We start from the raw sequence: 11,128 nt of genomic DNA on the forward strand, positions 1-11,128 counted from the left end.
CGCCATCGCGCCGCGGTTTAATTTAAGCCGGCTCGCCGGGCGCGCCCCGGCGGGGGGCGCGACGCCTTGGTGTCAGCCCTGGCGCAGTGCCGCCACCCGCTGTGCCAGCTTCTTGGCCGAAATGCCGGTTTTCGCCCCAAGCTCCTGGGCGAACAACGAGACCCGCAGTTCCTCCAGGTCCCAGCGCAGTGCCTGCCATTGCGGGCGCTCGCGCAGACCGCGCGCCCTCGCCTCTTCCAGCGCATCCAGGAACGGCCGCAGCTCCAGCATGCGCGCCTGGTCGCGTGGTGGATCGCGTTTGGCGCGCTCGGTGCGCAGGATCATCGCGCGCAGGTAGCGCGGGTAATTCGCCAGTGCGTCGGCCGGCGTGTCACGCAGGAACCCGGGGTGAACCAGCGCTGCCAGCTGCTGCTCCATGTCGTCCAGGTTGCCGCGCGCCCACCCCATCAACGGGGCTTCCAGCTGCGGCTTGAGTTCGGCGACATGGGACAGGATCGATTCGGCCAGCTTCAAGCGTGCCATCGCTTCACCGAACAGCGCCCGCCCGGCCGTGTCACGGCGCTGGGCAAAGGCCGCCGGGTCGCGGATCTCGCCCAGCCCATCGGCCAGCACCGCATTCAACGCGGCATCCACCAGGTCGCCACGCAGACGCTCCTGTGACTCAATCGATGCGTAGAGCAGGCCGGTCTTGGGCGGAACCGGCAGCTGTTTGCGTGCCTGTTTCGCCTTCTCGGACAGCGCGATCTCCAGCAGCCGCCGCACACCGCGCGGATGCTGTTCGGCCGCCTCGTTGCGATCAGCGAAGATGCGCAGCGACGCCATCTCATCGGCATCCACCAGCGCCGGGTACGCCGGCACCCCGGCCTCACCCGGCACCTGCAACGGAATCGGCGTCGACGGGAACTCGCGCAGTCCTTCGGCCGCCAGCGCCCGTCCAGCGCGCGCAGCAAAGGCATCGCCTGCGCGTTCGCCAAAACGCGCACGCAGCGACTCCAGATCGCGCGAGGCGGCCAGCAGTTTGCCCTGCGCGTCATACAGGCGCAGGTTCATGCGCAGATGCGGCTCAAGCGCGGCTTCATCAAAATCCGTCGCGGCGACGGACGCGCCGGTGGCCCGCGAAAGGAATCGCGCCAGCTCACCGCGCAGGTCGTCGGCACTCGGCTGCGCATACGCCTCGGAGAAGGCACGACCGAAATCCGGGGCGGGCACATAGTTGCGCCGCATCGCCTTGGGCAGGCTGCGGATCAGCGCCGACGCTTTGTCGGCCACAAACCCGGGAGCCAGCCACGACAGCCGCGCCGGATCGAGCGCGTTGAGCAGGTGCAGCGGTACATCCAGGCTCACCCCGTCGTCTTCGCTGCCCGGCTCGAACCGGTAGTGCAGGGCCAGACGCGCGTCACCCAGTGGCAGGTACTTCGGATAGCGCTCGGCATCGCTGCCCTCGCCTGGCAGCAGGTCGGCCAGCGACCACGCCAGCGTGCGCCGTTGCTCCGGCCCCAGGCCCTTCCACCAGGTGTCCAGACCCGTGCTCGAGTGGATCTGCGCCGGCACGCGGTCCAGGTACCAGCGCGCCTGCCAGTCCTCATCGGCCACGATACCGGCGCGGCGCAGCTTGGCTTCTTCCTCACGCGCCTGTTCGAGGACTTTGAGGTTGTCGGCGACCACGCTCGCGCGCGTGTTGATCTCGCCGGTCACCAGCGCCTGACGCACGAAGATGTCATGCGCCTCGCCCGGTGCGATACGACCGTAATGAACGGGCTTCTTCGGAGCCAGCACCAACCCGAACAAGCTGATCTGCTCGGACGCCAGCACCTGTCCCTGCGCCCGCGACCAGTGCGGGTCAAAATGTTTGCGCAGCAGCAGGTGCGGCAGTTCGGCAATGACCCAGTCCGGTTCAATCGCGGCCAGGGTCAGGCCCCACACTTTCTGGGTATCCAGCAGCGTGGCCGCGAGCAGCCAGGGGGCCGGCTTCTTCGCCATCGCCGAACCGGGGAACGGCAGGAAACGGCGCTGGCGCGGTGCCAGGAAATCGCCCTTGTCGCTGCGGTGGCCGATCTGGGTGGGCAGACCGGCGATCAGCGCGCGATGCAGGGTCTGATACGCGGCCGCGCGGGTCCGCTCGCTGAAGCCGCCGCGTTCTTCGCGTGGTGGTGCGGTGGGCACGGCCTGCGCGGCAGGCGCGGCCGGCTCAGCCTTGCCCTCACGGGCCAGCCGTGCGGCACGATGCAGCTGGCCGCGGGTGGCCTTGGCCTTGGTTTCGTCATCGCGCGCCGGCGCAGGGGCGGTCGAACCGGCCAGCAACGGAGCCAGCATGCTGTCGACCGGCTCTTCGTTCCAGCCCAGCTCCTCGCACAGCACCCGCAGTTGGCGGTGCAGCTCGCGCCACTCGCGCATACGCAGGAAACCCAGGAAATGGCGCTCGCACCAGGCGCGCAGCTTGGACTGGGTCAGGTCCTCATGGGCCTGCCGGTACCCTTCCCACAAGCGCAGCACACCGACGAATTCCGAGCGGCCATCGGCAAACAGCGCGTGCGCGTTGTCCGCCGCTGCACGCGCCTCTGGCGGACGCTCGCGCGGATCCTGGATGCCGAGGAAGGCGGCAATCACCAGCATCGGGCGGAGGCAGCCCTGGGCCTGTGCGGCCACCAGCATGCGCGCCAGTTTGACGTCCACCGGCAGACGCGCCATCTGGCGGCCGATCGGGGTCAGGCGGCGCTGGTCGTCAATCGCGCCCAGTTCGCCCAGCTGCTGCCAGCCATCGGCAATGGCGCGCTCGTCCGGTGCTTCCAGGAACGGGAAGTCCTCGATCCGTCCCAACCCCAGCTGCAACATGCGCAGGATCACCCCCGCCAGGCTGGAGCGACGGATTTCCGGGTCGGTGAACTCGGCGCGCGAAAGAAAATCCGCCTCGGAATACAGGCGATAGCACACGCCCTCGGACACACGGCCGCAGCGTCCCTTGCGCTGGTTGGCGCTGGCCTGCGACACCGCCTCGATATGCAGGCGATCCAGTTTCTGGCGCGGGCTGTAGCGCTTGACCCGGGCCAGACCGGGGTCGATCACATAGCGGATACGCGGAACGGTGAGCGAGGTTTCGGCCACGTTGGTGGCCAGCACGATGCGCCGCCGGCTGCCAGGATTGAACACCATGTCCTGGTCTTTGACCGACAGCCGCGCATACAGCGGCAGCACTTCGGTCTCGCGGTACTTGCGTCGTTCCAGCGCCTGGTGGGCGTCGCGGATCTCGCGCTCGCCCGGGAAGAACACCAGGATGTCTCCACGCGGATCGCTGCGGGTGATCTCATCCACCGCGGCCACCAGCGCGTCATTGACCGTGCGCTCACCGTCGCGGCCGCCCTCGGTTTCGCCGCTGCCCTCGCCTTCCAGCGGGCGATAGCGGACCTCGACCGGGAACGTACGGCCTTCCACGCTGATCACCGGCGCGTCATCGAAATGCTGCGCAAAGCGTGAGGTGTCGATGGTCGCCGAGGTGACGATCAGCTTCAGGTCCGGCCGCTTTTTCAGCAGTTGCTTCAGATAGCCCAACAGGAAGTCAATGTTGAGGCTGCGTTCGTGCGCTTCGTCAACGATCAAGGTGTCGTACTGGGACAGCCAGCGGTCGCTGCTGATTTCGGCCAGCAGAATGCCGTCGGTCATGAACTTGATGCGGGCGTCATCCCCGACCCGGTCGGTGAAGCGCACCTGATAACCCACGGTGCTGCCGAGTTCGGACTGCAGCTCCTGCGCCACGCGCGTGGCTACGGCCCGTGCGGCAATCCGTCGCGGCTGGGTACAGCCGATCATCCCGGCCACACCGCGACCGGCCGCCAGGCACAGCTTGGGCAACTGGGTGGTCTTGCCCGAGCCGGTTTCACCCGCGATGACCACGACCTGATGGTCGCGGATGAGCGCGGTGATGCGTTCGGCTTCACGCGCAATCGGCAGGCTGTCATCCAGACTGATCGCCGGCTGGCTGAGCGCCCGCGCCTGACGGCGCTGGACCGACGCCTGCAGGGCCTGCTCGAAGGCGGTCGCCAGGCCGGCGTCACCGGGCTTGCCGCGCAGGCGCGACAGCAACCCGAGCAGGCGGCCCCGATCGCGGCTCATGGCCCCGTCAATGGCGGTCTGCTGCTGGCGCAGCGCGGAGGCGTCGGATGTGTTGATAGCTGCCATGAATCGAATTGATAGAAAACGAAAGTACGACTGAAAGGTTAGTCTGATCTATTGTGAAGGCCATCCCATCCACCAGGAGGACATCCCCCATGGCAAAGACCAAGACCCCGGCAAAACCGAAGACCGGCAAGCAGAAGCTGGCCGCAGCGGCTCCGTCGGCCCCCAACATCGATATCGGGATCAAGGAGGGCGATCGCAAGAAGATCGCCGACGGTCTGGCGCGTTTCCAGGCCGATGCGTTCACGCTCTACCTGAAGACCCACAACTTCCACTGGAACGTGACCGGCTCGATGTTCAACTCGCTGCACACCATGTTCGAGACCCAGTACACCGAACAGTGGGCCGCCCTGGACGACGTGGCCGAGCGCATCCGCGCCCTGGGCTTCAACGCCCCGGGTTCGTACCGCGAGTTCGCCGCCCTGACCTCCATTGCCGAGGAACCGGGCCTGAGCGACAGCGCCGACTGGCGTGAAATGGTACGCCAGTTGGTCGCCGCGAACGAGGCCGTCTGCCGCACCGCCCGCCACGTACTCGACGTGGCCGACGACGCCGACGACGCCCCCACCGAGGACCTGATGACCCAGCGCCTGCAGACCCATGAGAAGTACGCCTGGATGCTGCGTTCGCTCCTGCAGTAATCCCTACGGGGCTGTGCCCCTGCGGGATTTCCAGGGTTCCGCTACGCGAAACCCTGGACCCTGCGCACGTCGCCGGCCAGATCCCCCGCGCCTGTCGGCGCGCCCCCCCTTGACTCAAGGGGGGGCTACCTCGTCCGAGAGGTCTCAACCTACGTCAGACCGCGACGTTGGATGACTCGCCGAAGTGGCGGGTCGCGGTAAACTACCCGGATGTCCTCCCGCCCCGCGCACGATCTGCTCAACCGCGTCTTCGGCTACGACGATTTCCGCGGTCCGCAGCAGGCGATCGTCGAGCACGTCGCGGCTGGCAATGACGCGCTGGTGCTCATGCCCACCGGCGGCGGCAAGTCGCTGTGCTACCAGGTACCCTCCCTGCTGCGCGACGGTACCGGCATCGTCATTTCGCCGCTGATCGCGTTGATGCAGGACCAGGTTGAAGCCCTGCGCCAGCTCGGTGTCCGCGCGGAGTACCTCAATTCCACGCTGGACGGCGAAACCGCCGCCCGGGTCGAGCGCGAGCTGCTGTCCGGCGAGCTGGAACTGCTGTATGTCGCTCCGGAGCGCCTGCTCACCGGCCGCTTCCTGTCGCTGCTCGCGCGCAGCCGCATCGCCCTGTTCGCCATCGACGAGGCCCATTGCGTCTCGCAGTGGGGACATGACTTCCGCCCGGAGTACCGCCAGCTCACTGTCCTGCACGAGCGCTGGCCCGACATCCCGCGCATTGCCCTGACCGCCACCGCCGATCCGCCGAGCCAGCGTGAGATCGCCGAACGCCTTGACCTGACCAACGCGCAACACTTCGTCAGCTCGTTCGACCGGCCCAACATCCGCTACACGGTTGTCCAGAAAGACAACGCCAAGCGCCAGCTGCTCGACTTCCTGCGCGGGCATCGCGACGAAGCCGGCATTGTCTATTGCATGTCGCGGCGCAAGGTCGAGGAAACCGCCGAATTCCTGTGCGCCCAGGGCATGAACGCCCTGCCCTACCATGCGGGTCTCCCTGCCGAGGTCCGCGCGGAAAACCAGCGCCGGTTCCTGCGCGAAGACGGCATCGTCATGTGCGCCACCATTGCGTTCGGCATGGGCATCGACAAGCCCGATGTGCGCTTTGTCGCCCACACCGACCTGCCCAAGTCGATGGAAGGCTATTACCAGGAAACGGGCCGCGCCGGCCGCGATGGCGAGTCCGCCGAGGCCTGGCTGTGTTACGGGCTGGGCGATGTCGTGCTGCTCAAGCAGATGATCGAGCAGTCTGAAGCCGGCGAAGAACGCAAGAATCTCGAGCGCGCCAAACTCGATCACCTGCTGGGCTACTGCGAATCCATGCAGTGCCGTCGGCAGGTCCTGCTGGCTGGCTTCGGCGAAACCTATCCCCAGCCGTGCGGCAACTGCGACAACTGCCTGCAGCCGCCCGACGCGTGGGACGCCACCATTGCCGCGCAGAAGGCGCTCAGCTGCGTTTATCGCAGCGGCCAACGCTTCGGCGTGGGCCACCTGATCGACATCCTGCGGGGCGGTGACAACGAGAAGATCCGCCAGTTCGGCCACAGCCAGCTCAGCACCTATGGCATCGGCAACGACCTCGATGCGCGCACCTGGCGCAGCGTGTTCCGCCAGCTGGTCGCCGCCAGCCTGCTGGAAGTGGACAGCGAGGCCTATGGTGCCCTGCGCCTGACCGACGCCAGCCGCGACGTACTCAAGGGGCGGCGCAAGGTCATGATGCGCCGCGACCAGGCCCCGAGCCGCGAACGTGAGCGCAGCGGCCAGCGCACCGGGCTGTCGGTGCTGCCGCAGGACCTGGCCCTGTTCAATGCCCTGCGCGGCCTGAGGGCCGAGCTGGCGCGCGAACAGAACGTGCCGGCCTTCGTCATCTTCCACGACAGTACCCTGCGCAACATTGCCGAACAGCGTCCCACCAGCATCGATGCGCTCGGCCGGGTGGGCGGCATCGGCGGGAGCAAGCTAGCCCGCTACGGCAACCGGCTGATCGAGATCGTGCGCGAGGAAGGCTGATGGCACCTGTCAGACCCAGGTCCAGAGTTGAATCGTCCGTTCAGGCCCGGATGCAGCGCCCCCGGTTTGCTGCCAAGATGCCGACCATGTCGCCCGGTGGCCTGCTCCTGCGCGTGTTACTGATGCTCAGCCTGTTGTTGAACGGGCTGAACGTCGGCATGGCCGCGCCCATGGCGCTGGCGCTGCTGCCCGCCGCCGCGGTCGAGCACGCGCAGCCGCCCTGCCACAGCGAGGCGACCGCGCACCACGCAGAGCCGGCGGCCGATCACGGCACCGACCACCCCACCTCGACACCGCACGAGGGCGATCACTGCCAGCTCAAGGACTGCCTGCGCAACTGCGCCCAGCAGCCCAGCCTGACCGCGCAGGTGCTGTGGCTGCCTACGCCCCCGCCCATCGCCCAGGCCCCGCTGGGTGAGGTGCGCGCTTCGCTTCCGGCCCCGCCGCTGGATCGCATCAGCCGCCCTCCCATCGTCTGAATTCCTCTGCGCAGTTTCCTGCGTGATCGGACACCGCCCCGTGCGCGTGTCCTGACGGCACCTGTGCGTGCCTTTCGGATCCAGATTGGAGTTCCCATGCGTCATCCTTCCTCCCCGGGCCAGGGATTACCCGCGCTGCCCTCGCGCCGCCTGTTCGTGCAGGGCCTGGCTGCGGGCGGCGTGGTTGCCGGCCTGTCGGCCACCCTGCCCAACCGTGCGCTGGCGGCCGGACCCGTGCCCGCTGTTGCCCCCCAGGTGCTCACCGGCACCGCGTTCCAGCTGCGCATTGGCGAATCGCTGGCCAACTTCACCGGCCGCACCCGCCCTGCCATCACCGTCAACGGCAGCCTGCCGGCGCCGATCCTGCGCTGGCGCGAAGGTGACACCGTGCATGTGCGGGTGGCCAACACGCTGCAGGCACACCCGACCTCGATCCATTGGCACGGCATTCTGCTGCCGGCCAACATGGATGGGGTGCCCGGCCTGAGCTTCAACGGCATCGCGCCCGGCGGAGCCTACGACTACCGCTTCACCCTCAAGCAGTCCGGTACCTACTGGTACCACAGCCATTCGATGTTCCAGGAGCAGGCGGGACTTTACGGCGCACTGATCGTCGACCCGCTGCAACCGGCACCCTACCGGTACGACCGCGAGCACGTGATCATGCTGTCGGACTGGACCGACATGGAACCCGGCGCGCTGTTCCGGCGCATGAAGAAGCTGGCCGAGCACGACAACTATTACAAGCGCACGCTGCCTGACTTCCTGCGCGATGTGCGCCGTGACGGCTGGGCGGCGGCGACCGCAGACCGCGGCATGTGGGGACGCATGCGCATGACCCCTACCGACATCTCCGACATCAACGCCCACACCTATACCTACCTGCTCAATGGCACGGCACCGGCGGGCAACTGGACCGGACTGTTCCGCAGTGGCGAAAAGGTGCTGCTGCGCTTCATCAACGGCGGCTCGATGACCTATTTCGACGTGCGCATTCCGGGCTTGAAGATGACCGTTGTCGCCGCCGACGGGCAGTACATCCATCCGGTGAGTGTGGATGAGTTCCGCATCGCACCCGCTGAAACCTTTGATGTGATCGTCGAGCCCAGCGGCCAGGACGCCTACACCGTGTTCTGCCAGGACATGGGCCGCACCGGCTACGCCGCCGGCACGCTGGCCGTGCGACACGGCCTGCAGGCCCCGATACCCGCGCGTGATCCGCGACCGCTGCTGACCATGAGTGACATGGGACATGACATGGGTCACGGCTCGGAGCACGGTGCACATGCCATGAAAGGCATGGAAGGCGGCTGCGGCGCGCACATGGGTCACGCCGCGCACGGCGCAGCAGACAGCAAGGCACCGCGCCATGCGCCCAGCGAGGACAACAACCCGCTGGTCGACATGCGCAGCAACGCGACGGATCCGAAGCTGGATGACCCCGGCATCGGCCTGCGCGACAACGGCCGCACGGTGCTGACCTACGGTGCCATGCACAGCCTGTTCGAGGACCCGGACGGCCGCGAGCCCAGCCGCGACGTCGAACTGCACCTGACCGGGCACATGGAGAAATTCAGCTGGTCCTTCGACGGCATTCCCTTTGCCAGCGCCGAGCCACTGCGTCTGAACTATGGTGAGCGCATGCGCATCGTGCTGGTCAACGACACCATGATGCAGCACCCGATCCACCTGCACGGCGTGTGGAGCGACCTGGAGAACGCCAACGGCGAATTCCAGCTGCGCAAGCACACCATCGACATGCCGCCCGGCACGCGCCGCAGTTACCGCGTGCGCGCCGATGCACTCGGCCGCTGGGCCTACCACTGCCACCTGCTGTACCACATGGAAGCGGGCATGATGCGCGAAGTGAGGATCGAAGAATGAGCCGGACTCTCACCCGCTGCAGTCTCAGCGTCGCCCTGCTGATGATCATCGCGCCCGCGTGGGCGCAGTCACATGCCGGCATGGACCATTCGAAGATGGATCACTCGAAAATGGACCATTCGAAGATGGATCACGCGACGATGGACCACGCAAGCTTGGATCATGCCGCAATGGGCCATGGCACGCACACGACCGATCTGCCACGCGAACCGATCCCCGAGGTGACCGACGCGGACCGTGCAGCCGCCTTCCCGTCCATCGACCACGGCGCGATGGAACATGCACCGGACCTCCACAGCCTGCTGCTGATCAACCGCCTGGAAGGCTGGGACGGGAAGCACGGCACCGGCCAGGCCTGGGAAGCCAGCGGCTGGGTCGGCAGCAACATCAACCGGCTGTGGTTGCGCAGCGAAGGCGAGCGCAGCGGTGGCCGCACCGACGCCGCAGATCTGGAGGTGTTGTACGGGCGCAGCGTGTCACCGTGGTGGGACGTACTGGTCGGGGTGAAGCAGGACTTCCGCCCGGCCGATTCACGGACCTGGGCCGCGTTCGGCGTGCAGGGACTGGCCCCGTACAAGTTCGAGACCTCGGCAACGGCCTATGTTGGCGAAGGCGGCCAGGTGATGGCCACGGCGGAGGTCGAGTACGAACTGCTGCTCACCAATCGGCTGATCCTGCAGCCGCTGGTGGAGGCCACCGTTGCCGCCAAGGACGAACAGGAGCACGGCATCGGCAGTGGCCTGAACAAGGTGGAGGCCGGCCTGCGCCTGCGCTACGAGTTCAGCCGGCGTTTCGCACCGTATATCGGCATCAGCCACGAGCGCATGTTTGGCGGTACCGCCGACTATCACCGGGCAGCCGGTGAGCACCTGCGCGATACGCGTTGGGTGGCCGGCGTGCGCGTGTGGTTCTAAGGCACCCCAGATGATGTAGAGCCGGGCTCTGCCCGGCTCGCTCCATCAAAAATCGAAAATATCCGAAAGGAAGCTTTCCTTCTTCTTCTTCCGATACCCGCCGTGCTGATCACCATAATGCTGCTGCCCCAGATGGCGGGTATCGCGATGCCGCACTTCCGGCGGCGGCGGCGGCGGAGCGGCACGCACGGGAGCCGGTGCAGCGGCAGCCGCCGAGCGCTCGATGATCTTGTCCAGCTCGCCCCGGTCCAGCCAGACGCCGCGGCACTGCGGGCAGTAGTCGATCTCGATGCCCTGGCGCTCGGACATCACCAGCGCCTGGGTAGTGCAGACGGGACATTGCATGCGGAACTCCTCTGTTCAATCTTCATTCAATCCCTGACTCTACCTGTCCTCAGCTGACCGCCGGACAACAACCCGCGGCCACGTAACGACGGCGTAATGAGGTTTCCTGCACGATTTCCTCACTGGCGCAGCAGCGATACTTGCGCGCCTTTTTGACCACCGGCCCGCAGGAAACCCGTTCCATGTTGCTGTCCAAGCACCACCCCGTCCCCCGTATCCTGCTGGTTGAAGACAGCGAGGACACCCGCGAACTGAGCCGGCTCACCCTGGAAAGCCAGGCCTGCGAGGTCGCAGCGGTCAGCACTGCCGAGGCCGCGCTGGGGCTGCTGCGCGCCGGCGAGCGCTACGACCTGGTGTTCACCGATGTCTGCCTGGGCGGGGTAAGTGGGTTGGAAGCGGCCCACCTCATCCAGCAGTACCAGCCCGGTCTTCCGGTCCTGGTCACCTCCGGGCTGCCGCCGGTCGAAGTCCTGCCCCGGTTGACCGGCGCGATGCGCTTCCTGCCCAAGCCCTACACCATGAGCGAACTGCTCGACGCCATCCGCGACACCCTGCAGCCGCCGTTGGCTGCCTGATTCCAGCCCCGCCAACCGCGGTCTGATTCTCCTGCGTAGAGCCACGCCCTGCGTGGCTTCACAGCATGGGGCGGATCCCGTTGGTGCAGCCACGCAGGGCGTGGCTC

At 67.0% G+C, this 11,128-nt stretch carries 8 protein-coding genes; 6 read left to right on the plus strand and 2 right to left on the minus strand.

The genetic code is table 11. The features are described 5' to 3' along the window. Window positions 1-72: 72 nt before the first annotated feature. The gene (gene hrpA, locus QMX83_RS16805; protein ID WP_282297782.1) at window positions 73-4,173 is read right to left on the minus strand and encodes an ATP-dependent RNA helicase HrpA; all 4,101 of its coding nucleotides are present in this window, start codon (window positions 4,171-4,173) and stop codon (window positions 73-75) included. A gap of 89 nt (window positions 4,174-4,262) precedes the next feature. Between hrpA and QMX83_RS16810 the strand changes: the two genes are divergently transcribed. The 5 genes from QMX83_RS16810 to QMX83_RS16830 all read left to right on the plus strand — a co-directional run bounded on the left by QMX83_RS16810 (window position 4,263) and on the right by QMX83_RS16830 (window position 10,101). Next, window positions 4,263-4,811, plus strand: coding sequence for a Dps family protein (locus QMX83_RS16810; RefSeq protein ID WP_282297783.1), 549 nt, complete (start codon window positions 4,263-4,265; stop codon window positions 4,809-4,811). A gap of 210 nt (window positions 4,812-5,021) precedes the next feature. Then, window positions 5,022-6,824, plus strand: coding sequence for a DNA helicase RecQ (gene recQ, locus QMX83_RS16815; protein ID WP_282297784.1), 1,803 nt, complete (start codon window positions 5,022-5,024; stop codon window positions 6,822-6,824). A 50-nt stretch (window positions 6,825-6,874) separates the two neighbouring features. Continuing rightward, window positions 6,875-7,303: a CopL family metal-binding regulatory protein gene (locus tag QMX83_RS16820; RefSeq protein ID WP_282297785.1), complete on the plus strand. Its 429-nt coding sequence runs from the start codon at window positions 6,875-6,877 to the stop codon at window positions 7,301-7,303. A gap of 96 nt (window positions 7,304-7,399) precedes the next feature. Beyond that, the gene (locus QMX83_RS16825; RefSeq protein WP_282297786.1) at window positions 7,400-9,187 is read left to right on the plus strand and encodes a copper resistance system multicopper oxidase; all 1,788 of its coding nucleotides are present in this window, start codon (window positions 7,400-7,402) and stop codon (window positions 9,185-9,187) included. A 41-nt stretch (window positions 9,188-9,228) separates the two neighbouring features. Beyond that, complete coding sequence (locus QMX83_RS16830; protein WP_282297789.1) at window positions 9,229-10,101, plus strand: copper resistance protein B; 873 nt, start codon at window positions 9,229-9,231, stop codon at window positions 10,099-10,101. A gap of 45 nt (window positions 10,102-10,146) precedes the next feature. Here the strand turns inward: QMX83_RS16830 and QMX83_RS16835 are convergent, their stop codons facing one another. After that, window positions 10,147-10,446 carry a zf-TFIIB domain-containing protein gene (locus QMX83_RS16835; RefSeq protein ID WP_282297787.1) on the minus strand — a complete coding sequence of 100 codons (300 nt, stop codon included), beginning with the start codon at window positions 10,444-10,446 and terminating at the stop codon, window positions 10,147-10,149. 182 nt (window positions 10,447-10,628) lie between these two features. Here QMX83_RS16835 and QMX83_RS16840 point away from each other — a divergent pair, with 182 nt between their 5' ends. Further along, entirely contained in the window at window positions 10,629-11,021 is a 393-nt protein-coding gene (locus QMX83_RS16840; protein ID WP_282297788.1) for a response regulator, read from the plus strand. The last annotated feature ends 107 nt before the right edge of the window (window positions 11,022-11,128 follow it).

Source organism: Stenotrophomonas sp. PS02289 (genome assembly GCF_029960115.1).
GTDB lineage: Bacteria > Pseudomonadota > Gammaproteobacteria > Xanthomonadales > Xanthomonadaceae > Stenotrophomonas.

Excerpts from the sequence above, each read along its gene's own strand:
- recQ (WP_282297784.1), top strand. The coding sequence starts at position 5,022 with ATGTCCTCCCGCCCCGCGCACGATCTGCTCAACCGCGTCTTCGGCTAC.
- QMX83_RS16820 (WP_282297785.1), top strand. The coding sequence starts at position 6,875 with ATGCAGCGCCCCCGGTTTGCTGCCAAGATGCCGACCATGTCGCCCGGT.
- QMX83_RS16835 (WP_282297787.1), bottom strand. The coding sequence starts at position 10,446 with ATGCAATGTCCCGTCTGCACTACCCAGGCGCTGGTGATGTCCGAGCGC.
- QMX83_RS16830 (WP_282297789.1), top strand. The coding sequence starts at position 9,229 with ATGATCATCGCGCCCGCGTGGGCGCAGTCACATGCCGGCATGGACCAT.
- QMX83_RS16810 (WP_282297783.1), top strand. The coding sequence starts at position 4,263 with ATGGCAAAGACCAAGACCCCGGCAAAACCGAAGACCGGCAAGCAGAAG.
- QMX83_RS16840 (WP_282297788.1), top strand. The coding sequence starts at position 10,629 with ATGTTGCTGTCCAAGCACCACCCCGTCCCCCGTATCCTGCTGGTTGAA.
- QMX83_RS16825 (WP_282297786.1), top strand. The coding sequence starts at position 7,400 with ATGCGTCATCCTTCCTCCCCGGGCCAGGGATTACCCGCGCTGCCCTCG.
- hrpA (WP_282297782.1), bottom strand. The coding sequence starts at position 4,173 with ATGGCAGCTATCAACACATCCGACGCCTCCGCGCTGCGCCAGCAGCAG.